The 24,442-nt window shown below is 73.2% G+C and carries 22 protein-coding genes and 3 pseudogenes; 13 read left to right on the top strand and 12 right to left on the bottom strand.

The features are described 5' to 3' along the window. Positions 1-374 precede the first annotated feature (374 nt). Positions 375-1,304 carry a hypothetical protein gene (locus ACFP3V_RS11065; protein WP_380582505.1) on the bottom strand — a complete coding sequence of 310 codons (930 nt, stop codon included), beginning with the start codon at positions 1,302-1,304 and terminating at the stop codon, positions 375-377. 33 nt (positions 1,305-1,337) lie between these two features. Further along, a pseudogene (locus ACFP3V_RS11060) lies at positions 1,338-1,622 on the bottom strand (carboxymuconolactone decarboxylase family protein); the annotation flags it as partial. 5 nt (positions 1,623-1,627) lie between these two features. Here ACFP3V_RS11060 and ACFP3V_RS11055 point away from each other — a divergent pair. Further along, positions 1,628-2,110 (top strand): annotated as a pseudogene (locus ACFP3V_RS11055) (sigma-70 family RNA polymerase sigma factor family protein); the annotation flags it as partial. A gap of 66 nt (positions 2,111-2,176) precedes the next feature. On the opposite strand, the pseudogene ACFP3V_RS11050 reads toward ACFP3V_RS11055, so the two are convergent. The 3 genes and pseudogenes from ACFP3V_RS11050 to ACFP3V_RS11040 form a co-directional block, all read right to left on the bottom strand. Continuing rightward, a pseudogene (locus tag ACFP3V_RS11050) lies at positions 2,177-3,337 on the bottom strand (MFS transporter); the annotation flags it as partial. Further along, on the bottom strand, positions 3,327-3,878 hold the full coding sequence (locus ACFP3V_RS11045; protein ID WP_380582503.1) for a hypothetical protein: 552 nt from the start codon (positions 3,876-3,878) through the stop codon (positions 3,327-3,329). The pseudogene ACFP3V_RS11050 and the gene ACFP3V_RS11045, both read right to left, overlap by 11 nt. Continuing rightward, on the bottom strand, positions 3,871-4,329 hold the full coding sequence (locus ACFP3V_RS11040) for an RNA polymerase sigma factor (protein WP_380582501.1): 459 nt from the start codon (positions 4,327-4,329) through the stop codon (positions 3,871-3,873). The genes ACFP3V_RS11045 and ACFP3V_RS11040 overlap by 8 nt, the downstream gene beginning before the upstream one ends. Before the next feature lie 222 nt (positions 4,330-4,551). Here ACFP3V_RS11040 and ACFP3V_RS11035 point away from each other — a divergent pair, with 222 nt between their 5' ends. Genes ACFP3V_RS11035 through ACFP3V_RS11025 form a run of 3 tightly spaced genes read left to right on the top strand, consistent with a single transcriptional unit; the run spans position 4,552 to position 6,542 of the window. Further along, positions 4,552-5,178, top strand: a complete 627-nt coding sequence (locus tag ACFP3V_RS11035) for an ArsR/SmtB family transcription factor (protein WP_380582499.1) — start codon at positions 4,552-4,554, stop codon at positions 5,176-5,178. 2 nt (positions 5,179-5,180) lie between these two features. Further along, a complete protein-coding gene (locus ACFP3V_RS11030) occupies positions 5,181-5,930 on the top strand; it encodes an SRPBCC family protein (RefSeq protein WP_380582497.1) in 750 nt (249 codons plus the stop codon). Positions 5,931-5,969: 39 nt separating this feature from the next. Continuing rightward, positions 5,970-6,542, top strand: a complete 573-nt coding sequence (locus ACFP3V_RS11025) for a dihydrofolate reductase family protein (RefSeq protein WP_380582495.1) — start codon at positions 5,970-5,972, stop codon at positions 6,540-6,542. A gap of 15 nt (positions 6,543-6,557) precedes the next feature. Here ACFP3V_RS11025 and ACFP3V_RS11020 read toward each other — a convergent pair whose 3' ends face one another. Further along, positions 6,558-7,055, bottom strand: coding sequence for a hypothetical protein (locus ACFP3V_RS11020; RefSeq protein ID WP_380582493.1), 498 nt, complete (start codon positions 7,053-7,055; stop codon positions 6,558-6,560). 251 nt (positions 7,056-7,306) lie between these two features. On the opposite strand from ACFP3V_RS11020, the gene hemL reads away from it, so the two are divergent. The 6 genes from hemL (at position 7,307) to ccsB (ending at position 13,897) form a co-directional block, all read left to right on the top strand. Beyond that, entirely contained in the window at positions 7,307-8,659 is a 1,353-nt protein-coding gene (gene hemL / locus ACFP3V_RS11015) for a glutamate-1-semialdehyde 2,1-aminomutase (RefSeq protein ID WP_380582491.1), read from the top strand. A 20-nt stretch (positions 8,660-8,679) separates the two neighbouring features. Next, on the top strand, positions 8,680-9,363 hold the full coding sequence (locus ACFP3V_RS11010) for a histidine phosphatase family protein (RefSeq protein WP_380582489.1): 684 nt from the start codon (positions 8,680-8,682) through the stop codon (positions 9,361-9,363). Positions 9,364-9,689: 326 nt separating this feature from the next. Then, on the top strand, positions 9,690-10,286 hold the full coding sequence (locus ACFP3V_RS11005; RefSeq protein WP_380582487.1) for a TlpA family protein disulfide reductase: 597 nt from the start codon (positions 9,690-9,692) through the stop codon (positions 10,284-10,286). After that, on the top strand, positions 10,283-11,035 hold the full coding sequence (locus tag ACFP3V_RS11000) for a cytochrome c biogenesis CcdA family protein (protein WP_380582485.1): 753 nt from the start codon (positions 10,283-10,285) through the stop codon (positions 11,033-11,035). The genes ACFP3V_RS11005 and ACFP3V_RS11000 overlap by 4 nt, the downstream gene beginning before the upstream one ends. 1 nt (position 11,036) lies before the next feature. Further along, positions 11,037-12,761 (top strand): cytochrome c biogenesis protein ResB, encoded by a 1,725-nt coding sequence (resB, locus tag ACFP3V_RS10995; RefSeq protein WP_380582483.1) that lies wholly within the window; start codon positions 11,037-11,039, stop codon positions 12,759-12,761. 2 nt (positions 12,762-12,763) lie between these two features. Further along, entirely contained in the window at positions 12,764-13,897 is a 1,134-nt protein-coding gene (gene ccsB / locus ACFP3V_RS10990; RefSeq protein ID WP_380582481.1) for a c-type cytochrome biogenesis protein CcsB, read from the top strand. 149 nt (positions 13,898-14,046) lie between these two features. Here ccsB and ACFP3V_RS10985 read toward each other — a convergent pair whose 3' ends face one another. The 5 genes from ACFP3V_RS10985 to ACFP3V_RS10965 are packed head-to-tail and all read right to left on the bottom strand — an operon-like array spanning position 14,047 to position 20,866. Further along, entirely contained in the window at positions 14,047-16,236 is a 2,190-nt protein-coding gene (locus ACFP3V_RS10985) for a GNAT family N-acetyltransferase (protein ID WP_380582479.1), read from the bottom strand. Next, positions 16,233-17,555 carry a lysine N(6)-hydroxylase/L-ornithine N(5)-oxygenase family protein gene (locus tag ACFP3V_RS10980; RefSeq protein ID WP_380582477.1) on the bottom strand — a complete coding sequence of 441 codons (1,323 nt, stop codon included), beginning with the start codon at positions 17,553-17,555 and terminating at the stop codon, positions 16,233-16,235. Before ACFP3V_RS10980 ends, ACFP3V_RS10985 begins: the two co-directional genes overlap by 4 nt. After that, entirely contained in the window at positions 17,518-18,978 is a 1,461-nt protein-coding gene (locus ACFP3V_RS10975; RefSeq protein WP_380582475.1) for a pyridoxal phosphate-dependent decarboxylase family protein, read from the bottom strand. The genes ACFP3V_RS10980 and ACFP3V_RS10975 overlap by 38 nt, the downstream gene beginning before the upstream one ends. Next, positions 18,975-19,805 (bottom strand): siderophore-interacting protein, encoded by an 831-nt coding sequence (locus ACFP3V_RS10970; protein WP_380582473.1) that lies wholly within the window; start codon positions 19,803-19,805, stop codon positions 18,975-18,977. The genes ACFP3V_RS10975 and ACFP3V_RS10970 overlap by 4 nt, the downstream gene beginning before the upstream one ends. After that, the gene (locus ACFP3V_RS10965; protein WP_380582471.1) at positions 19,805-20,866 is read right to left on the bottom strand and encodes an ABC transporter substrate-binding protein; all 1,062 of its coding nucleotides are present in this window, start codon (positions 20,864-20,866) and stop codon (positions 19,805-19,807) included. The genes ACFP3V_RS10970 and ACFP3V_RS10965 overlap by 1 nt, the downstream gene beginning before the upstream one ends. Before the next feature lie 116 nt (positions 20,867-20,982). Between ACFP3V_RS10965 and ACFP3V_RS10960 the strand changes: the two genes are divergently transcribed. Then, positions 20,983-21,990, top strand: coding sequence for a FecCD family ABC transporter permease (locus tag ACFP3V_RS10960; protein WP_380582469.1), 1,008 nt, complete (start codon positions 20,983-20,985; stop codon positions 21,988-21,990). Continuing rightward, positions 21,987-22,958 (top strand): FecCD family ABC transporter permease, encoded by a 972-nt coding sequence (locus tag ACFP3V_RS10955; RefSeq protein WP_380582467.1) that lies wholly within the window; start codon positions 21,987-21,989, stop codon positions 22,956-22,958. Before ACFP3V_RS10960 ends, ACFP3V_RS10955 begins: the two co-directional genes overlap by 4 nt. Positions 22,959-23,198: 240 nt before the next feature. Here ACFP3V_RS10955 and ACFP3V_RS10950 read toward each other — a convergent pair whose 3' ends face one another. Further along, complete coding sequence (locus ACFP3V_RS10950) at positions 23,199-24,002, bottom strand: ABC transporter ATP-binding protein (RefSeq protein ID WP_380582465.1); 804 nt, start codon at positions 24,000-24,002, stop codon at positions 23,199-23,201. 66 nt (positions 24,003-24,068) lie between these two features. On the opposite strand from ACFP3V_RS10950, the gene ACFP3V_RS10945 reads away from it, so the two are divergent. Then, positions 24,069-24,442: sacsin N-terminal ATP-binding-like domain-containing protein (locus tag ACFP3V_RS10945; protein WP_380582463.1), on the top strand; the 374-nt coding region annotated here is incomplete at its 3' end.

The following is a 24,442-nucleotide window of genomic DNA, read 5'->3' as shown; positions in this document are numbered from 1 at the left end:
GCCAGCCGGGCAAGGAGGGCCTGTCCGGCGGGTCTTTCCAGGCCCGGGCCGCTTGCCCGCCCTTCGGGCGGGAGGCGCCCCGAGCAGGCCTCCCCCAGCCCTCGGCCGGGAGGTGCTCCACCGTTCGTCGGCGCAGCGCCCGAGTACGTCCAGCACGAGGGCGCTCCGGCACCTCGGAGCCGACCGCACCGGGGCACCTCGGAGCCGGCCGCACCTGGGGCACCTCGCGCCCGGAGGCCGGGGGAACGTTGCGCGCTGATCCGGAAAGGTCCGCCGCACAGGCCCTCGTCGCCTCGACGTCCCCGCCGCCCGCGTTGCTCCTCCGCCTGGTCGGCGTACCTGCCCGGAGTCGCCGCCCGGCCTGTGCGCGTCCTCTACGCCGCCGCGGCCCGATCGTGGGCGCGCAGCGTCAGCAGCGCCGCCAGGGTCACCCCGGGCCGGGCCTCGACCACCGTAGTCGGGGACCACTGCGCCCAGCGGATCGGCCAGCCGCCGTCCTCCTGCTGCTGCCCGGCGAGGTACGCCAGGCTCCGGTCCATCTCCGCGTCGGTGAACCAGGACCGGGCCAGGCTGCCGGGCTCGGGTGCGTAGTCGTACGGGAGGTGGAACTCGCCGGGCGCGTAGCCGGGGGCGAGCCGGGCCTGCTCCGGGTGCGCCGGGTCCAGCAGCACGAGCCGCTGCGCCCGCACCAACTCGCCAAGCCGCCGCGCCTGTTGCCGCGCCCACGGATCGTCCGGGAGCGCGTCCAGGAAGCACAGGGCGGCGCCCACCTCGTAGGGGTGCGTGTCCTGGAGCGCCTCCACGGCGCGGCGGCAGAAGTCCACCGCGGGCTCCAGCCACGGGTGGTCGAAGCCGCTGCGCAGCAGCGGTCCGACGATCTGACCGGTCGCCAGCAGGTCGCCCGGCGGCTCGTCGGCGATCGGCAGCCAGGGCGGGCGCGGGTAAGGCCGCAGCGTGCGCAGCACGCTCGGCACGCCGCCGTCGGGGGCCGCCACGCCGGCCAGCCAGTCGCACAGCGGCCCGAGCCGGTCCGCGCCCAGCGCCCCGGCCTCCGCCAGCACCCGCAACGCGGTCGGTACGGCCAGCGGCTGGGGCGCGGGCCCGCGCACGTCCGGTTCCAGGCCGAAGGCGTAACCGCCGTCCGGAGTGCGGTAGCCGTCCAGGGCCGCCAACAGCCCCTCGCGGTCTGCGGGTTCGGCCGGTCCGCCGAAGTGCCACGCGAACCGGCGCTGCTCCAGCACCCGGCCGGAGGTCCACAGGAACCGCCCGGCCCGGTCCAGCATGCTCTCGTTCAGCCACGTCATGTCTGCACGGTAGGCGACGGGGCCGCCCCGGGCTCAGCTCCATTCGGCGCCGGCCGGCTCCTCGATGGCGGTGTTGATCCGGTTGAAGAGATTGGTGAGGCCGATCATCAGGATGATCGCGGACAGCTGCTCCTCGTTGAAGTGGTCCGCCGCCTCGTCCCAGAGCTCGTCGGCCACGGCCTTGCCGGAGCGGTCCGCGATCCGGGTGACGGCCTCCGTCAGGGCCAGGGCGGCGCGCTCCTCGTCGGTGAAGAACGGGGCCTCCCTCCAGGCCACGACCGCGTGCAGGCGCTCGTCGGACTCGCCGTGCTTCTTCGCCCGTGCGCGACATGTTCGACGTGCCCTTCGACGACATCGCCCCGATCCTCGGCCGCACCGTGGTCTCGACCCGCCCGCTCGCCAGCCGGGCCCGCCGCCGCGTCCAGGGCGCGACCCCGGCGGCCGACACGGACAACGCCCGCAAGCGCAGCGTCGTGGACGCCTTCCTGTCCGCCTCCCGCGCCGGCGACTTCGAGGCCCTGCTGGCCGTCCTCGACCCGGACGTGGTGGCCCGCTCCGACGGCGGCACGCTCGTCCCGGGCATCCTGCGCCGCGGCGCGACCGAGGTCGCCTCCCAGGCGATCACCTTCGCCCGCTTCGCGGCCGAGGGCCGCGTCGTCCTGGTCAACGGCTCGCCCGGCGTCGTCTCCTTCCGCGAGGGCCGCGTCCTGTCCGTCATGTCCTTCACCATCCAGGCCGGCCGCATCACCGCCCTGGACATCCTCACCGACCCCTCCCGCACCGCCGCGCTGCCCCTGCCCCACTGACGGCCCGTCACCCGCGCCGTCCCGGCTGACCGCCTGCCGGCGGACGTCCCGCCGGGCGAGGACGGCGAGGGCGACGGCGGCGCAGACGGCCGCGGAGCACCACAGCAGCCGGGAGGCGCCGAGGATGTGGGCCAGCGGCCCGGCGAGCACGAGGCCGAGGGGACCGAGCGAGAACGTGCCCAGGGTCTGCAGGGAGCTGACCCGGGCCAGGGCTCGGCGCGGAACGTGCTGCTGGGTGGCGGTCGCGGCGAATGCCGCCGAGAGGGACGAGCCGGCCCCGGCCACGGCGGCGCCCGCCGCCGTCCAGCCCGGGGCGGCCCCGGCCGCCAGCAGGGCGCACGGGAGGCCGTAGCCCAGAGCAGCCAGGGTGGCCCAGCGGAGCGGGTAGCGCACCTCCCGCGCGAGCAGGCCGCCCAGGATCGAGCCCGCGCCGTAGGCGGCCATGACACAGCCCCACGCGCCCGCGCCCCCGCCTCCGGGGCGGTCCAGCAGTACGGGCCCGAGGAGCAGGAAGGGGCCCCAGACCGCGAGGTTCACGACGCTGAGGTGAGCCGTGGTCGCGGCGAGCCAGCGGCGCGAGCGGAACTCCCGCCATCCTTCGGTCAGTTCGCGGCGTCGCCCCTTCGTGACCGGAACGGGCGGCGGGGTCCGCAGGGCGGTGAGGGCCGCGACGCTCACCAGGTAGCTGGCGGCGTCCACGGCGAGGACGAGCGCAGGGCCGGTCACCGCGACGAGGACACCCGCCAGCGCGGGGCCGGCGACCGCGGCGCTCGAACGGGCCGTCCCGAGCAGGGCGTTGGCACGGACGAGGTGAGGCTGCGGCGCGATGTCCGGTGTGAGGGCGCTGAACGCCGGGCGGAAGAAGGCCTCGCCTCCGCCCCGGACCAGGGCGGCAACCAGGAAGAGCCACGGCTCGGCATGCCCGTGACCGGCCAGCAGCACCAGTGCGAGGGCACCCTGCGCGACGGCCCGCGCCGCGTCGGCGGCGAGCATCATCCGGCGGTGGCCCAGACGGTCCGCGGCCACTCCTCCCGGAAGCAGGAAGACGAGCTGGGGCACGATCCCGGCCGCCATGACCCAGCCGAGGGCGGCAGCGCCGCCCCCGCTGTCCAGCACCGCGAAGGCGGTGGCGGGCGTCGACATGGCCGTCCCCAGCATGGAGGTGAAGTGGCCGACCAGGAACACCCGGAAGTCCCGGTACCGGAGCAGGCGCAGGTCAGCGCTCACGCCGCGCCCAGGGCTCGCCGGCCGCGCGGCGCGCACGACGGCGGCGGGGTCCGGCGGGGCCGCCTCCGAGCAGTTCCGCGAGCCGCGTCACCTCGGCGTGGATGTCCACCCGTACCCCGCCGAGATCCGGGATCCGACCGCTGAGCACGGCATCGAGGCCGACCGAGCCGAGTCGAGCGGCGGCCAGCTCCGCCTGTCCGAGACTCGCCCGGAAGCCGTCCAGCGGGAGCAGCGCCTGACGGCTCGTCAGAGCATGGCGTAGCGCGAAGAGTTCTTCCCTCGCCCGGCCCACGGCGGCTGCCAGCTCGCCCGGGGCCGTCGCCGGGAGCAGGCCGAGCAGGGAGGCGAGCCGGTCCACCTGCCCGAGCGCCGCCGCCCGGTCAGCTCCGGGCTCAGCGCGCCGAGCGGCACGGGCGCGGACGTCCGCGAGGCCGGCGGCCAGGTCGAAGGCGGCGTCCGCGGCGGACAGGTACGCGGCGCGCGATGCGCGGAACAGCAGGTCGAGCCGGTCGTCGTCGGTGCGGTCGCGGGGGTCAGGCATCGTCGTCCTCCGTCAGCAGCGGCAGCCGGGCCTTCAGCGCGGTGCGCGCCCGGGAGAGGTTCTTGCGCACGGCCGCCTCCTGCATCTCCAGCTCAGCCGCGATCTCCGCCGTGGCCAACCCCTCGAAGTGCAGGGTGAACACCAGGCGTTGACGCTCCGGCAGGGAACGCAGCAGCTCCAGTACGCCGAATCGGTGCAGTCGTGCCGAGGCCGCGTCGCCGGCGCTCTCCCCGCCGTGGGCTGCGGACTCGGGAAGCTCCTGCGGCGCTCGGGGTTCGACGGCGGGCCGCGCGTTCCTCCCGCGGGCGTGCAGGTAGCAGCGCCGCGACACGGTCCGCAGCCAGGCCGGCCAGGCATCGTCCCGGTCCAGGGGGCCGGCCCGCAGCGCCGCGGCGAAAGCCTCCTGGACGGCGTCGCAGGCCTCCGCCTCCGATGCGCCCTGGCAGCGCAACTGCCAGACCAGGGCTGCTCAGTGTTCGCGGTAAAGCTCCGTGAACAGTCGGTCGCGGACCGCCGCTTCCGTAACCACCCGACCACCCCTCGCCGCCGTACCGGTTCCACCTTCCTACGGACAAGTGGGCGTTCCGGCACCATCCGTGACATCGGGACTCTTTCGCTATCCGACAGCTTCATTTGTCTTGACAAATTTTCTTGTCGGAGTGAGCCTGGAGGGGTGCTGGACATCGCCGTGATCGAAGAACCCGCCGCGGCCGAGGCGTCGCTGGACCCGATACGGGCCGCCATCCTCGCCGCCCTGGCCGAGCCCGGCTCGGCCGCGATGCTGGCCGGACGCCTGGGGCTGCCTCGGCAGAAGGTCAACTACCACCTGAAGGAACTGGAGCGGCACGGGCTGGTCGAGCTCGTCGAGGAGCGGCGCAAGGGCAACGTCACCGAGCGGGTCTACCGCGCCGCCGCCGCGTCGTACGTGATCTCGCCGAGCGTGCTGGCCGCCGTGAGCCCGGACCCGTCCCGCTCGCCGGACCAGCTCTCCGCGCGGTGGCTGCTGGCACTCGGGTCCCGGCTGGTGCAGGAGGTCGGGCAGTTGCTCACCGGCGCGGCTCGCGCCGGACGGCGGGTGGCCACCTTCGGCATCGACGCGGAGGTGCGCTTCGCCTCCGCCGCCGACCGGGCGGCCTTCGCCGAGGAGCTGGCCCAGGCCGTGGGCGCGCTGGTCAGCCGCTACCACGACGAGTCCGCCCCCGGCGGGCGCAGTCACCGCGTGGTCGTGGGCCTGCACCAGGTCCCGGCCGCGTCCCAGGACAACCGGAGGACCAAGTCCCCAGCGGGACAGGAGGACTGACGATGACGCACCCCTTCGGGATCGAGCTGGAGACGACGCTCGCCGCGACTCCTGAGCAGGTCTGGGAGGCCATCGCCACCGGGCCGGGCATCGACTCCTGGTTCATGGGCCGCAACCAGGTCGAGCCCCGCGAGGGCGGGGTGGCCGCGATGGAGACCGGTGGCCATCGCGAGGAGGCGCTGATCACCGCCTACGAGCCCGGCAAGCGCTTCGCCTCGCGCACCGCCCCGGCCGAGGACGGGCGGTTCATGGCCTTCGAGTACCTCATCGAGGGGCGCGAGGGCGGCAGCACCGTGCTCCGCGTCGTCCACAGCGGCATGCTCGGCGACGACTGGCAGGACGAGTACGACGCGCTGCGCCGGGGCTGGCCCTTCCACCTGCACACCCTGGCCGAATACCTCGCCCACTTCCCCGGACGAACCGCCGTCCCCGTCTTCGCCGCAGCGCCCACGGGCGCCCGGCCGGGCGAGGACGTCCGTGCCGTACTCGCCCGCGCCCTGTCGCTGCCCGACCCGCTCGTGCGGGGCGCTCGGGCCCATGGCGGGCCGGCCGACCTCCCGGCGCTGGACGGCGAGGTCGTCTGGGCGGACGACGAGCGCTTCGGGATCCGCGGCACGGACGCCCTCCTGACCTTCCACCAGGGCCCGGGCATCGTGCTGACGTTCCATCACCTCTTCGACGCGGACGCCCACGCCGACGCGGACGGCGCCCAGGCCGCCTGGCAGCGGTGGCTCACCGCCCTCTTCAGCTGACCACCCGTCACCGGACACGAGACTTCCGAGGAGCCCCCCATGCGCACCCTCATCAGCACCGCATTCATCTCCCTCGACGGCGTCGTCGAGGCCCCGGGCGGCGAGCCCGGCTACCGCAACGCCGGATGGACCTTCAAGGAGGTCGAGTTCGTCCCCGAGGCCTTCGAGATCAAGGGCCGCGAGCAGGAGGAGGCTACGGCGATGCTCCTGGGCCGCGTCAGCTACCAGGCGTTCAGCCCCGTCTGGCCGCAGATGGCGGAGTTCGCCCGCTACCGGACGCTGCCCAAGTACGTCGTCTCCACCACCCTCACCGACGCAGACTTGGTCTCCGACTGGGGCGAGACCACGATCCTGCGCTCCCTCGACGACGTCGCCGCCCTCAAGCGGACCGACGGCGGCCCGATCATCGTCCACGGCAGCGCCTCCCTCAACCAGGCGCTCTCCGACGCGGGTCTGATCGACCGTTACCACCTGCTCGTCTACCCGCTGCTGCTCGGCGCGGGGAAGCGCCTGTTCAGCGCGACGGACAAGGACACCCAGAAGCTGCGCCTGGTCGAGCACGAGGTGTACCCCAACGGGGTGCAGAAGCAGGTCTTCGACGTGCTCCGCTGATCCGGGCCCGTCGGCCTACGGCCACATCAGGCAGTACAGCTGGTGCCCGGCGTCGTGCAGGCGCACCGCGAAGTCCTGCCACTCGTGCAGCATCTTGTAGATGACGAAGGCGTCCCGCGGGCCGCGGCGGTCGGGGACCGTGGACCAGATGAAGGCGGCGGTGCCGAGCTGCGCCTCGTCCGCCTCGCGGAGGGGGTCGATCACGGTGCGGGGGAGTTGCATCACCGCGTAGTCGGGGTGCAGCACCACCAGCTCCAGCGGGGGCACCTCGTTCAGCGGGATGCCGACGATGCCGGTGAGCACCATCGCCGACATGGTCTCCGGCTTGATCTTCGTCGAGAGCGAGCCGCCCAGCGACTCCTCCGAGCCGTCGTGGCCGAAGAGCTCGCCGAGACGCCCGAGCGTCCCGAGCTCGCCGGCGTCCAGCCCGAGGCCGTCGCGGCCGAGGGCGGTGGGAACGCGGGCTGCCGTCGCGCGGTCGGGTGCGCCGAAGTACTTGTACGTCACCCCCACGCGGTCAGCACCTCCACCTCTGCCACCTACGCCGTACCCGTGCATACCCATGGCCGTGCCCACGAGCGAGCGTGCTCACGCCATACCCCGACACGCACCGGACCATCCTTACTGTCCGTGCGCGTTTTGCCAACAGGCCAGGCCAGAAGCGCGGCATGACTGTGACCCGATCATCGTCCCAGATGCCCGCGCGGAACATGCCGTCGAAGGGGTGCGACATGCGGTTGTGAGCGATTTGAGACCATGGCGGGGTGACCCACGCAGACACCCCCGCTTCCGCCAGCCGTCCGTACCCCTACGAGGCCCCCGTCTCCGAGGCGCTGTTCGAGCGTGCCTCGGTCGTCACGCCCGGCGGGGTCAACTCGCCGGTCCGCGCCTTCCGGGCGGTCGGCGGCACCCCCCGCTTCATGGTCTCCGGCCGCGGCCCCTACCTGACCGACGCCGACGGCCGCGAGTACGTCGACCTGGTCTGCTCCTGGGGCCCGATGCTGCTCGGCCACGCCCACCCCGCCGTCATCGACGCGGTGCAGCGGGCTGTGGCGAACGGCACGTCCTTCGGCACGCCCGGTCAGGGCGAGGTCGAGTTGGCCGAGGAGATCGTCGCCCGGGTCGCCCCGGTGGAGCAGGTCCGGCTGGTCTCCTCCGGCACCGAGGCCACCATGTCCGCGATCCGGCTGGCCCGCGGCTTCACCGGCCGGTCCAAGGTCGTCAAGTTCGCCGGCTGCTACCACGGCCACGTGGACGCGCTGCTGGCCGCCGCCGGCTCCGGCGTCGCCACCTTCGCGCTGCCGGACACCCCGGGCGTCACCGGCGCCCAGGCCGGGGACACCATCGTGCTCCCCTACAACGACCTCGACGCCGTGCGGGCCGCGTTCGCCGCGCACCCCGGCGAGATCGCCTGCGTGATCACCGAGGCCAGCCCCGGCAACATGGGCGTGGTCCCGCCGCTGCCCGGCTTCAACGGCGGTCTGGCCCAACTCTGCCGGGAGAACGGCGCGTTGTTCATCTCCGACGAGGTGATGACCGGCTTCCGTGTCTCCAGCTCAGGCTGGTACGGACTGGAGGCCGCCCGCGAGGGCTGGGCCCCGGACCTGCTCACCTTCGGCAAGGTCATGGGCGGCGGCTTCCCCGCCGCGGCCTTCGGCGGCCGCGCGGACGTCATGGCCCACCTGGCCCCGGCCGGCCCGGTCTACCAGGCCGGCACCCTCTCCGGGAACCCGATCGCCACCGCCGCCGGCCTGGCCCAGCTGCGCAACGCCACCGACGAGGTGTACGCCACGGTGGACCGGGTGGCGGCCGAGATCAGCGGCCTGGTGAGCGAGGCGCTGACGAAGGAGGGTGTGGCCCACAGCCTGCAGACGGCGGGCAACATGTTCTCGGTGTTCTTCACGGACCGTCAGGTGACGAACTACCAGGAGGCCCGGGAGCAGGAGGCGTTCCGCTTCACCGCCTTCTTCCACGCCCTGCTGGCCGAGGGCGTCTACCTGCCGCCGTCCGCCTTCGAGTCCTGGTTCGTGTCCTCCGCGCACGACGAGCGGGCGATCCAGCGCATCGCCGACGCGCTGCCGAAGGCCGCCCAGGCGGCAGCCGCGGCGCAGGCCTGACGGACGGGATACTGGGCGACATGAGCGACGACGCGAAGGCTGCCGCGAAGAGCGGTGACGAGATCACCGTGGTGCACGTCATGCGCCACGGCGAGGTGCACAACCCCACCGGTGTGCTGTACGGGCGGCTGCCCGGCTACCACCTGTCCGACCTGGGCCGGAAGATGGCCGACCGGGTGGCGGACCACCTCAGCGGCCGGGACGTCACGTACGTGGTGGCCTCCCCGCTGGAGCGCGCGCAGGAGACGGCCGCCCCGATCGCCGCGGCGCACGGCCTGACGGTCGGGACGGACGAGCGGCTGATCGAGGCCGCCAACGTGTTCCAGGGCAAGACCTTCGGGGTGGGCGACGGGTCCCTGAGGAACCCGTCGCACTGGAAGCACCTGACCAACCCGTTCCGCCCGTCCTGGGGCGAGCCGTACATCGAGCAGGTCGTGCGGATGATGGGCGCGCTGGAGAGCGCGCGGGACGCGGCCCGCGGGCACGAGGCGGTCGTGGTCAGCCACCAGCTGCCGATCTGGACCCTGCGCAGCTTCGCGGAGAAGCGGCGGCTGTGGCACGACCCGCGCCGCCGGCAGTGCTCGCTGGCGAGCCTGACCAGCTTCACCTTCCAGGGGGACAAGATCATCTCCATCGGCTACAGCGAGCCCGCGCGGGATCTCCTCCCGGCCCACCTGGCCGGCAAGAAGGCCTTCGGGGCGTAACCCCGTCAGGGGGGCGCGGCCCCCAGGGGCGCGTGGAATCCCCCCTTCGGGCGGGAGGTGCCCCCAGCGCGACCAGCCCGCCACCCACGGAGGTTCGCCCCGTTGATCGGTGCCGGATCTCCTCGGGTGGTGGGCTGGTCGCGCCCACCCGGCGGAGCCGCACATGTCCACAGCCCGGCGCCCCCCGGGCGGACGGGTGGTAAGCCTGAGTTCAATAAGTGCCGGATAAAGATCGGGAATTGATCAACGCCCCAGGTCAGAACAGGTGGCGACACGATCAAGGGGGGTGGTCAAAGCCGCCTGAATTCCCATGCGAAACTCTTCACATGAGTCGCCCCGCCTTCCGCGTTTCCGCCGCGCTCGCCGCTGCGGCAGCCGCCGCGCTCGCACTCACCGCCTGCTCGGGCAGCGGTTCCGGCTCCAGCAGCAGCGACACCCACTTCGTCTCCGGTACCGGCACCTCCGCCACCGTCCCGGTGAAGGACCGCGGCGCGGCGATCAGCCTCAGCGGGCAGGACCTCGACGGCAAGCCGCTGTCCCTCGCCGACTACCGCGGCAAGGTCGTCGTCCTCAACGTCTGGGGCTCGTGGTGCGGGCCGTGCCGGGCGGAGGCGGGTGACCTGGAGTCGGTGTTCAAGGCCACCCAGGCCGAAGGCGTCCAGTTCGTCGGCATCAACACCCGGGACCTGCAGGTCCCCGCCGCCAAGGCGTTCGTCTCGGCGCACGGGCTGACCTACCCCAACCTCTACGACCCGGACGGCGAACTGCTGCTCAAGTTCCCGAAGGGCAGCCTCAACCCGCAGGCCATCCCGTCCACGCTGATCCTGGACCGCGAGGGCAGGGTCGCCGTCCGCGCGCTGCAGCCGCTCACCAGCGAGCAGTTGACGAAGCTGCTCCAGCCGGTGCTGGCGGAGAAGTCGTGACGCCCAACGAGACGGTGCTCAGCGGAGCGCTGATACTGGCGGTCCCCGTCGCCCTGTTCGGCGGGCTCGTCTCCTTCTTCTCGCCCTGCGTGCTCCCCCTCGTCCCCGGCTACCTGTCCTACGTCACCGGCTTCTCGGCCGTCGATCTGCAGGACGCCGAGGGCCGCCGCCGCGGCCGGATGCTGGCCGGGGCGCTGCTGTTCATCCTGGGCTTCAGCGCCGTCTTCGTCTCCGAGGGCTCCCTGTTCGGCTTCGTCGGACAGCAGTTGATGGCGCATCAGACCGCCGTCGACCGTGTCGCCGGAATCCTCACCATCCTCATGGGGCTGGCCTTCGCGGGTGCCCTGCCGGGCTTCACCCAGCGCGAGGTGCGCAGCCACCGGCGGCCGATGGTCGGCCTGGTCGGCGCGCCGCTGCTGGGCATCGTCTTCGGTCTCGGCTGGACTCCGTGCATCGGCCCGGTGCTCAGTTCCGTGGTCTCCCTCGCCGGGACGCAGGGCAGCGCCGCTCGCGGCTCGCTGCTGGCGCTCGCGTACTGCCTCGGCCTGGGCCTCCCCTTCGTCGCGGCCGCGCTCGCCTTCCGGAAGGTGCTGGGTGCGTTCGGCTGGGTCAAGAGCCACTACCGCCTGGTGACCGGCGTCGGCGGCGGCGTGCTCGTGGTCGTCGGCGTGCTGCTGCTCACCGGCGTCTGGGCGCAGATCGACTACCAACTGACGGTCTGGACCAGCAACTTCACCACGGGAATCTGAGATGAGCGACACGACGGAACCCCGCGAGGCGGCGGACGAGGCGGCGGCCGCCAAGCTGAGCAGCGCGCCCTCCGAGGAGGCCGCGCAGGTCGTCGGCATCGGTCTCGGCGGGTGGCTGCGCTGGACCTGGCGGCAGCTGACGTCCATGCGGACCGCGCTGATCCTGCTCTTCCTGCTGTCGCTCGCCGCCGTCCCCGGTTCCCTCGTGCCGCAGACGAGCACCGCTGCCGCCAAGGTGGCGGAGTTCCGGATGAAGCACACCACGCTGACGCCGATCTACGACAAGCTGGGGATGTTCCACGTCTACAGCTCGTTCTGGTTCTCGGCGATCTACATCCTGCTGTTCATCTCGCTCGCGGGCTGCATCGTCCCCCGTACCTGGCAGTTCGTCGGCGTGCTGCGTTCGCAGCCGCCGGCCGCGCCGAAGCACCTGGAGCGGATGCCGGTCTACGCGAGCTGGCAGAGCCGGGTGAACGAGGCCGTGGCGCTCAGCGCGGCCCAGCAGGTGCTGAAGAGGCGGCGGTTCCGCGTCGCCCGCAACGGCGGCAGCGTCACCTCGGAGAAGGGCTATCTGCGCGAGGTCGGCAACCTGCTCTTCCACATCTCGCTGTTCGGCCTGCTGCTCGCCTTCGCGGCGGGACGGCTGCTCGGCGGCCAGGGCACCGTGATCGTCGTCGAGGGCAGCGCGTTCAGCAACAACGTCACCCAGTACGACGACTTCATGCCCAGTACCTTCTACACCGCCGACAGCCTGGACCCCTTCGGCTTCAAGCTGGACAGCTTCTCCGCCAGCTACCAGACCAGCGGTCAGCAGGTGGGCACCGCGCGGGAGTTCAAGGCCCACGTGTCCTACTGGACCGGCAGCGACTCCACGAAGACCCGCTCGGGCACCATCGAGGTCAACCACCCGCTGGAGATCGGCGGCAGCAACGTCTACCTCACCGCCCACGGCTACGCCCCGGTGATCCGGGTCACCGACGCGAAGGGCAACGTCGTCTTCGACGGCCCGACGCCCTGCCTGCCGCAGGACGCCAACCTCAGCTCCATCTGCGCCATCAAGGTCAGCGACGGCTACGTGAACAGCCAGGGCACCAGCGAGCAGCTCGGCTTCAGCGCGCTGCTGACTCCGACCAAGGCGCCCACCAGCGAGTTCGGAAGGATCGGCCCGCACTCGATCTTCCCGCAGGCGCTCGACCCGGCGCTCTACCTGACGGCCTACCACGGCGACCTGGGCAACAACTCCGGTGCGCCGCAGAGCGTCTACCAGCTCAACACCAAGCACCTGAAGCAGTACACCGAGACCGGCAAGGACAAGAACGGCAAGACCGTCACCGTCCCGATGGCCCTGCAGCTCGCGCCCGGCCAGGGCTTCGACCTGCCGAGCGGCGGCACGGTCGTCTTCACCGGCCTCAAGCAGTGGGCCAACTTCACCGTCGCGCACAACCCGGGCACCGGCTGGGCGCTGAGCAGCGCCGTGCTGGCCGTCCTCGGCCTGATCGGCTCGCTGTTCGTCCAGCGCCGCCGGATCTGGGTGCGCGCGGTCACCGGCCCGGACGGCCTGACCACGGTCGAGGTCGCCGGCCTCGCCCGCAGCGAGTCGGCCCGCATCGCGGAGGAACTGGCCGACGTGGCCCTCGAACTCCAGCGCGCGGCCCGGGCCGAGAAGGTGCCCAAGCAGCAGACCGCAGCCGACCCCGACCCCGTCTCCACGGCCAGCAAGGAGTGAGCGTGTTTCTCGCTGACACGGCGATCAACACCAGCCTCGCCAACATCTCCAACACACTGATCTATTCGGCGATGGCCGTCTTCATGCTGGCCTTCCTCGCCTACACCTTCGAGTGGACCTTCGGCGGCCGCAGCCGCGTGGCCCGCCAGTCCGCCCAGTTGGTGACGGACGCTCAGGACGCGGCGGGGACGGAGGAGACGGCGGCCGAGGAAGGCCCGGCCGTCGAGGTCACCGTCCGCCGGGCCGGCGGCACCGCCACGCTGACGCGCACGGTCGCCGCCAAGGCGGGCACCGTCGATGTGCTCACGCGCGGCGACGCCGCCCCGCCCGCCGACGGCCCCGGCGCGGCGGGCGGCGACGAGAAGGCCGACCGCATCGGCCGCGTCGCGGTCTCGCTGACCACCCTGGCCACGCTGCTGCTGGTGTGCGCGGTGATCGCCCGCGGCGCCTCGGCGCACCGGCCGCCGTGGGGCAACCTCTACGAGTTCACCTGCGCCATGACGGCGGTGGCGTCGCTGCTCTACGTCGGCCTGCTGGCCGCGGGCAAGAACGTGCGCTGGCTGGGCCTGCCGCTGACGCTGGGCGCACTGCTGGGCCTGGGCCTCGCGGTCACCGTCTTCTACACCGACTCCGAGCAGCTGGTCCCGGCGCTGCACTCGTACTGGCTGTGGATCCACGTCTCCGGCGCGATGATCTGCGGCGGCGCGTTCTACGCGGGCGCGATCGCGGCGGTGCTGTACCTGTTCAAGGACCACTACGAGGTGGCCGTCGGCCTGGGCAAGGCCCGTGGCGGCTGGTGGAGTTCGGTCTGCGAGCGGATGCCGTCCTCGGCCACGCTGGACAAGTGGTCCTACCGGATCAACGCCTTCATCTTCCCGCTGTGGACGTTCACGATCATCGCGGGGGCGATCTGGGCCGAGGCGGCGTGGGGCCACTACTGGGAGTGGGACCCGACCGAGACCTGGGCCTTCATCACCTGGGTCGCGTACGCCTGCTTCCTGCACGCCCGCGCCACAGCGGGGTGGAAGGGCCGGAAGGCTGCCTACCTGGTGCTGATCGCGTTCGCGTGCTTCCTGTTCAACTCGTACGGCGTGAGCATCTTCATCAACGGCAAGCACAGCTACGCAGGCGTCTAGCCACGCACCTCCAGGGGCGCGAGGAATCCCCCACCCTTCGGGCGGGAGGTGCCCCCAGCGCGACCAGCCCACCACTCCGGGAGGTCCGACCCGCACACGGGGCCGAACCTCCGCGCGTGGTGGGCTGGTCGCGCAGTTCCTCGCGCCCCTCAGTGGTACAGCGGGTTGCCCAGGGTTCCCGCCAGGGAGATCGCGCCGGCGGGGTCCGTGAGGTCGACCATCTGGCGGTTGTTGCGGAGTTGGAGCCGGTTGAGGCACGACAGCGGGAAGCGCTCCGCGAACAGGGCGGAGGTGTCCGCCTCGTGGGCGCGGACCTGTTCGGCGACGACGGCCCAGAACCGCTTCTCGCCGAGCGCCCCGCAGGCGTCCAGGGTGGCGGCCAGGAAGCGGAAGAAGCAGTCGAAGACGTCCGTGACGATGGACAGGATCCGCTGCTGCTCCGGGACCTCGGCCCGTACCCGGGAGATCTCGTCGGGGAGCGGGAGTTCGGGATCGAGGACGGCTATCTCCTCGGCCAGGTCCTTGAAGAACGCCCGCGTGGGCACGCCCTTCTCGTCCAGCGCCAGGATGACGTTCTCGCCGTGGGGCATGAACACCAGGCCGTAGGCGTAGTAGCAGCGCAGGATCGGGCTCAGGTAGGCGTCGAGGTAGGCGCGCAGCCACGCCTCCGGCGAGACGTCCGAGCGGGCGATCAGTGCCGCCGCCAGGGAGTTGCCCTCGCGGTCCAGGTGCAGCAGGGAGGCCATCGTGGCGGCGCGTTCGCCCTCCCGCAGCTTCGGGAAGGGGCTCTCCCGCCACAGCGCGGCGAGCATCTTCTGCTGGGCCGTGCCCGCCGGGTAGTGCGGGTGGCGGTAGCCGACCGCGGCGTGTTCGCGCAGGATCGAGAAGCCGGAGCCGGACAGGACCGGGTCGGCGGCGACCAGGTCGGCCAGCCAGTCGTTGACGGCCGGGGTGGTCGCCATGTAGTCGGCCGAGAGTCCGCGCAGGAAGCCCATGTTGAGGACGGACAGGGCCGTCTTCACATAGGGCCGGTCCGGGGCGGCCGTGTTGAAGAAGGTGCGGACGGACTGCTGCGGCAGGTAGCTGTCCCGGCCCTCGCCCAGGTGCAGCAGCCGGCCCGAGGCCAGCTCCCCCGCGTAGCTGACGGACAGTCTGTTCCGCCACTGCCACGGGTGCACCGGGATCGCGACGTACCCGCTCGGCACGGCCGGGGCGTCGGCCAGCAGCTCCTCCAGGTTCGCCCCACGGCCCAGGGCCAGCACCGCGTGCTCCTCCCGGGCGGCGACCCAGTGCAGCCGCACCGGGGCGGCCGCTTCGGGCGCGTAGCGCAGGTACTCGGCCGAGTCGAAGCCCAGGCGGCCGCTGTTGGCGACGAAGCACGGGTGGCCCTCGGTCATCGCGGCCTCGACCGTCTGCAGGTCGGCGTCGGCCGCCAGCTCCTCGGCGGTCGGCGCGGGCCGGGACAGCTTGAAGGCGGTGGCCGCCAGTGTGGAGGTGATCTCCTCCAGGTAGACGGGCAGCACCTCGTCCGACAGGTTCAGGCTGCGCCGCAGTTCCAGGACCAACTCACAGGCGTCCAGCGGAAGTTCCGTTTCGCCCCGGTGCCGGGTGAGCGAGTCGGCGTCGATCTGCCAGTGGTCCAGCGCCAGGCGCCGGGCGCGGAAGCGGTAGCCGACCGTGTCGTCGTCCGAGGCCACGCCGTAACGGCCGTCCGGGAGCGGCGTCGGGCTGATCAGGCGCTCGTGCGCGAACTCGGCGAGAGCCTTGCGGACGAGGCGGCGGTTGGCCTCCGCCCAAAGCTGCGGGGCGAGGTGCCCGGTCTCCGGCGGCGCGCCCGTCGCGGCCCGGTACTGCTCTCTGGTCAGGGTGCTCAACAGCGCCCGCTTGGCGGGCAGTTGCACCACCCGCTGCGGCCGGAAGCCCATCAGCGCGTTGAGCCGGTGCACGGCCCGGTTGCGCACGTCGGGCTCGACGACGACGCGCCGCGTCGCCGGATCGGCGAACAGCTCGTCCAGCACGGCACGGAAGACGGCCCGGGTGAAGCCGGGCAGCGGTGTGCCGGTCGGCGCGGCCAGCACGTGCATGCCCACGTCGCCCGGGCGCGAGGCATGGATCCCGGCCAGTTCCACCGCCGGGTCGTAGCGCTCGTAGAGGCAGCGGGGTTCACCGTCGAACAGCCCCAGGTAGGCGTCCAGCCGGGTGTACTCGGCCCGGACGTCGTCCACGGCCGCGTCCTGCATCATCCAGTACACGGCCTTGGGATGGGTCACCCAGGCGTGCAGCAGCTCGGCGTCGGCGTCAGGGTCCACGGGACGGAAGCGAAGGTCGTAGCGGGTCATGCGGCGGCGAACTCCTGGAAGGCGATGCGGCGTTCGATCGGGTAGACCTCGCGCCCGGTCATGGTGCGGATCAGGCAGGAGTTGCGGTAGGCACCCATGCCGAGGTCCGGGTCGGACAGGCTGTGGCTGTGGAGCGCGGCGTTCTGCACCAGCACCTCGCCGGTGCCGGCGGCGTCCACGCTCCAGTCGCGCCGAACGTCGAAGCGGCCCTGCGCGTCGAGCCGGAGCCGGTCGCGCACCGGTTCCAGGAATGCGGGGACCCGGTGACGGTAGCCGGTGGCCAGCACCACCGCCTCCGTCCGGATCCGGTGCACGACGTCCTGCTCCTGCTGGTGCAGCGTCAGTTCGTAGCCGCCGTCCACCGCGTCCACCGCCGTCAGCGCGGTGTTGCCGAGCAGCCGGGTGCTCACCCGGCCGGCCAGCGACTTGACGTAGAGCAGCTCGAAGATCCCGTTCACGGTCTCTGCGCTGATGCCCTTGAACAGGCCCTTCTGCGTCGCCCCGAGGCGGTCGCGGACGTCCGCCGGGAGTGAGTGGAAGTAGTCGACGTACTCGGGGGAGGTCATCTCCAGCGTCAGCTTGGTGTACTCGAGCGGGAAGAAGCGCGGCGAGCGGGTCACCCAGTCGAGCCGGTAGCCGCAGCGGTCGGCGTCGGCGAGCAGGTCGGCGTAGATCTCGGCGGCGCTCTGGCCGCTGCCGACGACGGTGACGGCGGCGCGTCGGCGCAGCTCCTCGGCGTGGTCGAGGTACGCGCCGCTGTGCAGCACGCCGTCCTTGCCGAGCAGGTCGCGTGCGGCGGGCGGCACGTACGGGGGGGTGCCGGTGCCCAGCACCAGCCGCCGGGCGCGGTGCACGGTGCCGTCGGCGACCCGGACGACGTAGCCCTCCCCGTCGTGCTCGACGCGCTCGACCTCGGCGCCGAAGCGGATCTCCGGCAGCTGCTCGGAGACCCAGCGGCAGTAGGCGGCGTACTCGCTGCGCAGCGGGAAGAAGTTCTCCCGGATGTAGAAGCGGTAGAGCCGCCCCTGTCGCTTGAGGTAGCTGAGGAAGGAGAACGGGGAGCCGGGGTCGGCCAGGGTGACCAGGTCGGCCAGGAAGGGCGTCTGCATGCTGGCGTGCTCCAGCATCATGCCGGGGTGCCAGTCGAAGGCGGGCTTGCGTTCCAGGAACAGTCCGTCCAGGTCGTCCACCGGGTGGGTCAGCGCGGCGAGGCCCAGGTTGAACGGGCCGAGGCCGATGGCGACGAAGTCATGCACGGGGCCTCCAGGGGCTGAGGGGGCGTCAGGCAGCCTGCCGGGCCGCCAGGTAGGCGGTGGCATGACCGGCGAGCAGGTCCAGCACGGCGGCCAGGTCGGCGGTCGTGGTGGCGGGGTTGAGCAGGGTGAACTTCAGGTGGTCGCGGCCGTCCACGACCGTGGCGGCGACGAGGGCCGCGCCGGAGGCGGCCAGGGCCTCGCGGGCGTGCAGGTTGGCGGCGTCCACCAGGGCGGCCGGGGCGGGCTCGGCGGGACGCCAGCGGAAGACCAGGGTGGACAGCTGCGGGCGGACCACGACGTCGAAGCGCGGGTCGGCGTCCAGCAGCCGCCAGCCCTGCTCGGCGCGGTCGACGCACTGGTCGAAGAGGTCGCCGACGGCGTCCGCGCCCATGATCCGCAGCGTCAGCCACAGCTTCAGCGCGTCGAAGCGGCGGGTGGTCTGCAGGCTCTTGTCGACCTGGTTGGGCAGCCGGGCGGAGAGGTGCTCGGGGTTGAGGTAGTCGTGGTGGTGCACCAGCGGGGTCATGGCGCGCCGGTCGCGGACCAGCACAGCGCTCGAACTGACCGGCTGGAAGAAGGACTTGTGGAAGTCGACGGTGACCGAGTCGGCCCGCTCGATCCCGTCCAGCAGCTGTCGCCGGGTGGGCGAGGCCAGCAGGCCGCAGCCGTAGGCGGCGTCCACGTGGAACCAGGCGCCGTGGCGGGCGGCGGCGTCGGCGAGCTGGGGCAGCGGGTCGATCGAACCGAAGTCGGTGGTGCCCGCCGTCCCCACGACCGCCATCGGCACCAGGCCGGCCCGCGCGCAGCGCTCCAACTCCCGCTCCAGCGCGGCGGGTCGCATCCGCCGCGCCTGGTCGGTGGGGACGGCGACGACGGCGTCCCCGGCCAGGCCCATCAGCAGGGCGGCCCGGGCGACGCTGAAGTGCGAGACCTCCGAGGCGAGGATCCGCAGCCGGGGCAGCAGGGCGGGGTCGCCGCCGGTCGCCTTCTCCCGGGCCAGCAGCAGGGCGTGCAGGTTGGACTGGGTGCCGCCGCTGGTGAAGACGCCGTCGGCGTCCGGCCCGAGGCCGATGCGCGCGGCGGTCCAGTCGATCAGCCGACGCTCGATCAGCGTCCCGCCCGCGCTCTGGTCCCAGGTGTCCAGCGAGGAGTTGACGGCGGACAGCACCGCCTCGCCCAGCAGTGCGGGCAGCACCACCGGGCAGTTGAGGTGGGCGAGGTAGCGGGGGTGGTGGAACCAGACGGCGTCGCGCAGGTAGAGGGTGTCCAGCTCGTCGAGGGCGGCGGCCGGGTGGTGCAGCGGCGCGTCCAGGTCCACGGCGGCGAGCGCCGCGGCCAGGGTCTGCGGCGCCACTCCGGTACTCGGCCCGGTGACCCGGGCCGCCCGGTCGGCGACGCGCTGCGCGCCCGCGTTGACCAGGTGCCGGTAGGCGGTCAGCGTGTCGGCGCTGAACAGGTGCTCGTGGTGCCGGCGGTGCACGCTCATGCCCGGCTCCCCCCGGCCAGCTCCTCGGCGACGAGCTGCTCCTCGGTCGCCCCCCGGCGCCAGTAGCCGGTGAAGGTGACCGAGGTCCGGTCCCAGCCCCGCTCGTTGACGAGGTGTCGGCGCAGCCCGCGCACGGTGGCGGCCTCCCCGGCGATCCAGGCGTAGCCGGTCCCCTGCGGCAGTTCGGCCTCCCGGACCGCGTCCAACGCGGAGCGGCCGGTCAGCCACTCCACCCGGCGGTCGCCGCGGTCGGTGTCGAGCGGCTGGGCGTCCTCCGGGTGCGGGACCTCCACCCAGGCGCGGACCGGGAGCCCGGCCGGGAGCCGGTCGAGGATGCCCGCGACGGCGGGCAGCGCGGTGAGGTCCGCGGCCAGCATCACCCAGTCGGTTCCGGGCGGGGGCCGGAAGTCGATGCCCGCGTTGTCCTCCTCCGTCGGACCGATCGCCATGACCTGGTCGCCGGGCTGGGCGGCGGCGGCCCAGCGTCCGGCCGGGCCGGTGCCGCCGTGCAGGGCGAAGTCCACGGCCAGTTCGCCCGGGCGCTGCGCCCGCACGGTGTAGGAGCGCATGACCGCGCGCTCGTCCGGGTCCATCGCCTGCCAGGCGGCGAACCAGCCCTCGGCGCCCGCCTCTACGGGGACGCGCGGCCGCTCCTGGTGCGGCTGCGGCAGGAAGAGCTTGAACCGCTGGTCGCGCCCGCCGGAGCGGAAGCCGTCCACCTCTGGTCCGGTGAAGGTGATCCGGACCATGGAGGGGCCGACCCGCCGGGTGCGGGCGACCTGGAGAGCGAAGAAACGCCAGGGCTGCGGCCCCTGCTGACTGCTCATCAGGCGGCCACCTTCTTCGCCGAGCCGAGCGCGGCGGCCAGCTGCTCCAGCAGCGGGGCGCAGCCGGCGTAGGACAGGCGGACCTCGCTCAGCCACGGCACCACCTGGCCGGCCCTGACGGCGGACAGCTTCTGCCAGGTCGGCCTGGACGTCAGGTCCTTGGGCTGCAGGGCCGAGCTGCGGCTGTCCAGCAGGATCACGTCGGCGTCGTACTTGTCGGCGTTCTCCCAGCTGAGGCTCTCGAAGAAGCCGCCCTCGACCTTGTCCGGGGTGACCAACCGGACGCCGAGGGAACGGTAGTAGGAGAGGTCCGGGTAGACCTTGGGGTCGGAGACGTAGAACATGTCCGCGGCGGCGGAGGCGGCGAGGACCTTGATGCCGTCCCTGCCCCGGGACCTGGCGGCGGCCGCGGCCTGCCGGATGGTCTCGGCGGCCTTCTGGAACCGGGCCTTGGCGGCGGCCACCGCGGTCGCCCCCAGGTCCGCGCCGAGCAGCCGGGCCAGCTCCTCGTACCGGCCGATGGCGACCGGCAGTTGGACGTCGGCGCAGGTGATGCCCACGGTGGGGGCGAGCGCCTCGATCTTGGCCCGGCTCTCGTCCGGCACGAACCAGAGTGCGCCCGGCTGCCACATGTTGGTGACCAGCAGCTCGGGCCGGAGCGCGGCGTACTTCTCGACGCTGAACTCGCCCCAGGCGTTGCCGAGGACGGTCACCTCGGCGATGTCCAGGTCCCCGGCCATCGGGTCGGCCTTGCCGTTGGCGAGCCTGGTCGGCCCGAAGACGCCGACGATCCGGTCGTTGACCCCGAAGTCGTGCAGTGCGGCCGCGGTTCCCGTGTACGCGACGACGCGGGTCGGCGGCCGGTCCAGCCTGACCGTCTTCCTCCGGTCGTCGGTGAAGGTCCACGGACCGGCGGCGGAGGCGCTCGCGGCGGCCGCGTCCGCGCTCGACTTCGACGAACCACTGGAGCCGCAGGCCGCGAGCAGCGCGCCGAGCCCGGCGGCGCCTCCGGCCGCGAGCAGACCGCGGCGCGACAAGGGGGAGTTGGTGATTCGTGACATTCCGGGCATGACGAGACGGCCGCCTTCCAGCGAGCTGTTGACGAGATCGAAGTTAGGTTAACCTAACCTAAGTTTCGGGCGGCTTGTCCAGCCCGTCCCCCGAGAGTTGGAGAGCCATGAGCGCGGCCACCCGTGCTGAACCCCTGTCACCTGCCGTACCCGCCGGTCGGCGGGCACCGGTCGCGGCGGGAGCCGCGCTCGTGCTGGTGCTCGCGCTCAGCATCGCCGTCGGCGCGCGCGGCCTCGGCCCCGGCCAGGTCTGGCACGGTCTGGTGGACGCCCACTCCGCCGACTACGACGTGGTGCACCGGATGCGGCTGCCCCGGACCCTGCTCGGCCTGCTGGCCGGAGCGTCCCTCGGCCTCGCGGGCGGCGTCATGCGGGCGTTGACCCGCAACCCGCTCGCCGACCCCGGCCTGCTCGGCATCAACGCGGGCGCCTCGGCCGCCGTCGTCACCGCCTCGGCGCTGCTCGGCGTCGGCGGCTTCGGGGAAACGGTCTGGTTCGCCTTCGCCGGGGCGGCCGCCGTCTCGGTGCTCGTCCACGTCGTCGGCGGCGGCCGGACGGCCACCCCGGGCCGCCTGGCCCTGGCCGGAACCGCGCTCAACGCCACGCTGTTCGCCTACGTCAGCGCCGTCGAACTGCTGGACACCGACGCCCTGGACGCCATGCGCTTCTGGACGGTGGGGTCGCTGGCCTCCGCCTCCTTCACCACGGTGTGGGCGCTGACGCCCTTCGCCCTGACGGGAGTTGCGGTCGCCTTGGTGCTCGGCCGCCCGCTCGCCGCGCTCGCCCTCGGCGAGGACACGGCCCGGGCCCTCGGCGCCCGCCTCGCGCTGACCCGCAGCGCGGCCGTCGTCGCCATCACCCTGCTGTGCGGGGCGGCTACCGCCGCCTGCGGGCCGATCGTCTTCGTCGGCCTGCTCACCCCGCACGTCGTGGCCCGGCTGGTCGGCCCCGACCCGAGACGCCAACTCCCGTACTGCGCCGTGCTGGGACCGGTGCTGCTGCTCGGCGCCGACGTGCTGGGCCGGGTGCTGGCCCGCCCCGCCGAGATCCAGGCGGGCACGGTGACGGCGGTCGTCGGCGGCCTGCTGCTGCTCAAGGTGGTGACGTCGAAGTGAGGTCACGTGTCGTCACCTGCGCCCTGCTGGCGGTCGCCCTGGCCTTCGGCGTCCTGGTGCTGGGCACCGGCGACTATCCGCTCACCCCGGCCGAGGTGCTGCGCACCCTCTCCGGCGGCGGGGACGCCGGCGCGCACTTCGTCGTCTGGGAGCTGCGGCTGCCCCGCGTGCTGACCGCGCTCGCGGCGGGGGCCGCGCTCGCCCTCTCCGGCGCGCTGTTCCAGGCGCTCGTGCGCAACCCGCTCGGCAGCCCGGACGTCCTGGGCTTCACGTCGGGGGCGGCGATGGGCGCACTGGTCTCCATCGTGGTGCTGGGCGGCAGCTCGACCGTCCTCGCCGGCGGCGCCGTGGCCGGCGCGGTGCTCTCGGGCGCGGTCGTCCTGCTGGCCTCCCGCCGCGGCCCCTTCGTCCTCGCGGGCGTCGCCACGGCGGCGGTGCTCACCGGCGTCAACGGCTACCTGCTGACGCGGGCTCAACTGATGGACGCCGCAAGGGCCGTGCTGTGGTTGACCGGCTCCCTCGACGGCCGTGACTGGTCCGACGTCCGGACGGCGCTCGGCGCTCTGGTGCTCCTGGCCCCGGTGGCCGTCGTGGGGTACGGCCGTGCGCTGCGCCTGCTGGAGCTGGGCGACGATTCGGCCGCGGCGCTGGGGGTGCGGGTGCCCCGGACCCGGTACGTGCTGCTCTCCGTCGCCGTCCTGCTGGCCGCGGCCGCGGCGGCGGCGTGCGGCCCGGTGTCCTTCGTCGCGCTGGCTGCTCCGCAGCTGGCCCGGAGACTGACCCGGACTCCCGGCCCGAACCTGGTCCCGTCGGCCGCGATGGGCGCCGCGCTGCTGGTGGCTGCGGACTGGCTCTCCCAACGGGCCGTCCCGGGACATGCGTTGCCGGTGGGCGTACTGACAGGCTTGCTGGGCGGTGGCTACCTGGTCTGGCTCCTGGCCTCCCACCGCCGTGTGGCAGCCCGCTAGCGCGGGACCTCGCTCACGCGAGCAACCCGGCACCCTCCAGGGGCGCGAGGATCCCCCACCCTTCGGGCGGGAGGTGCCCCCACCGCGAGCGACCCACCACCCTGGGAGGTTCGTCCCGCACGGGGCGGACCTCCGCGAGTGGTGGGTCGCTCGCGGTGAAGGCACCTCCCGCGAGCGGACCTCCGCGAGTCGGGGGTCGCTCGCGGTGGGGGCACCTCCCGGTTCGGGATCCTCGCGCCGCTACGGAGCTGCAACTGAGCGAGAGCGCCTGGCCCTCGGGACGATCAGGGGGGTGGCGGTCTCCGGGTCCGGCAGGACCACGCAGGGGACCCCGAACACCTCCTCCACCAGCTCCGCCGTCAGGACCTCAGCAGGGGCTCCCTCGGCCGCGACCGCCCCCGCGGTCAGCACCACCAAGTGGTCCGCGTACCGGGCCGCCTGGCCCAGATCGTGCAGGACCATGGCCACCGTCCGGCCCGACTCCGCCTGCAGCCGGGCGACGATGTCCAGCACCTCCAGCTGGTGGCGCAGGTCCAGGAACGTGGTCGGCTCGTCCAGCAGCAGCAGGTCCGTCTCCTGGGCCAGCGCCAGCGCGATCCAGGCACGCTGGCGCTGGCCGCCTGACAGTTCGTCAACCAGCCGGTCCCGCAACCCACCCGTGCCCGTCAGCTCCAGGGCGCGCTCCACCGCGGCCTGGTCCGCGGGGCTCCAGCCGCCCAGCATGCCCTGGTGGGGGTAGCGGCCCAGGCGGACCAGGCCCTCCACCGTGACCGCCTCCGGGGCGGTCGGCTGCTGCGGGAGCAGGCCGAGCCGTCGGGCGAGGGCCTTGGCGGGCAGCCGCTGGACGTCCTCGCCGTCCAGCGTCACCTGGCCCGCCGCGGGCGCGAGCAGGCGCGAAAGGCCGCGCAGCAGTGTGGACTTGCCGCACCCGTTGGGGCCCACGATCGCGGTGACCTTCCCCTCGGGCAGAGCGACGTCGAGGCCGTCGACGACCGGGCGGCCGCCGTAGCGGAGGGTCAGCGCATGCGCGGCGAGAAGGGGCATGCCCACCAACTTAGGGTTGCCTAACCTGACTGTGTCAAGTCGTCCCGAGCATGGAGAATGCGGCCGATGGCATCGACAGCAGGAGGAACCGGCATGGACGCGTTCGACACGGCGGCCCTGCGCCGCCGCGTACTCGACGCCTGGACGGCCGCCCCCGCGCGGTTCCGCGAGGACGCCAACGCCGAGGAGGAGCTCGCCCTCGGCGGGTACCGGGACCGGCTGGTCGTCGAGCTGGCACAGAACGCCGCCGACGCCGCGGGGCGCGCGGGCGTCCCCGGCCGGCTCCGGCTCACGCTGCGCGAGGGCGTCCGCGCCGCCGCCAACACCGGCGCCCCGCTGGACGCCACCGGCGTCGAGTCGCTGGCCACCCTCCGTGCCAGCAGCAAGCGCGAGGAGGGCGCGGTCGGCCGCTTCGGCGTCGGCTTCTCCGCCGTCCTCGC

Origin of the sequence: Streptacidiphilus monticola, from assembly GCF_042658505.1 — a bacterium.
GTDB classification, from domain to species: domain Bacteria; phylum Actinomycetota; class Actinomycetes; order Streptomycetales; family Streptomycetaceae; genus Streptacidiphilus; species Streptacidiphilus monticola.
The sequence above is the reverse complement of the archived record's forward strand: the minus strand, read 5'-3'. Positions and strand labels throughout refer to the sequence as shown.

Coding starts and splice junctions, on each gene's coding strand:
- ACFP3V_RS11005 (WP_380582487.1), top strand. CDS start 9,690: ATGAGTCGCCCCGCCTTCCGCGTTTCCGCCGCGCTCGCCGCTGCGGCA.
- ACFP3V_RS11030 (WP_380582497.1), top strand. CDS start 5,181: ATGACGCACCCCTTCGGGATCGAGCTGGAGACGACGCTCGCCGCGACT.
- ACFP3V_RS11065 (WP_380582505.1), bottom strand. CDS start 1,304: ATGACGTGGCTGAACGAGAGCATGCTGGACCGGGCCGGGCGGTTCCTG.
- ACFP3V_RS10980 (WP_380582477.1), bottom strand. CDS start 17,555: ATGCCACCGCCTACCTGGCGGCCCGGCAGGCTGCCTGACGCCCCCTCA.
- ACFP3V_RS10970 (WP_380582473.1), bottom strand. CDS start 19,805: ATGAGCAGTCAGCAGGGGCCGCAGCCCTGGCGTTTCTTCGCTCTCCAG.
- ACFP3V_RS11025 (WP_380582495.1), top strand. CDS start 5,970: ATGCGCACCCTCATCAGCACCGCATTCATCTCCCTCGACGGCGTCGTC.
- resB (WP_380582483.1), top strand. CDS start 11,037: ATGAGCGACACGACGGAACCCCGCGAGGCGGCGGACGAGGCGGCGGCC.
- ACFP3V_RS10960 (WP_380582469.1), top strand. CDS start 20,983: ATGAGCGCGGCCACCCGTGCTGAACCCCTGTCACCTGCCGTACCCGCC.
- ACFP3V_RS10985 (WP_380582479.1), bottom strand. CDS start 16,236: ATGACCCGCTACGACCTTCGCTTCCGTCCCGTGGACCCTGACGCCGAC.
- ACFP3V_RS10975 (WP_380582475.1), bottom strand. CDS start 18,978: ATGAGCGTGCACCGCCGGCACCACGAGCACCTGTTCAGCGCCGACACG.
- ACFP3V_RS11045 (WP_380582503.1), bottom strand. CDS start 3,878: ATGCCTGACCCCCGCGACCGCACCGACGACGACCGGCTCGACCTGCTG.
- ACFP3V_RS11010 (WP_380582489.1), top strand. CDS start 8,680: ATGAGCGACGACGCGAAGGCTGCCGCGAAGAGCGGTGACGAGATCACC.
- ACFP3V_RS10950 (WP_380582465.1), bottom strand. CDS start 24,002: ATGCCCCTTCTCGCCGCGCATGCGCTGACCCTCCGCTACGGCGGCCGC.
- ACFP3V_RS10965 (WP_380582471.1), bottom strand. CDS start 20,866: ATGTCACGAATCACCAACTCCCCCTTGTCGCGCCGCGGTCTGCTCGCG.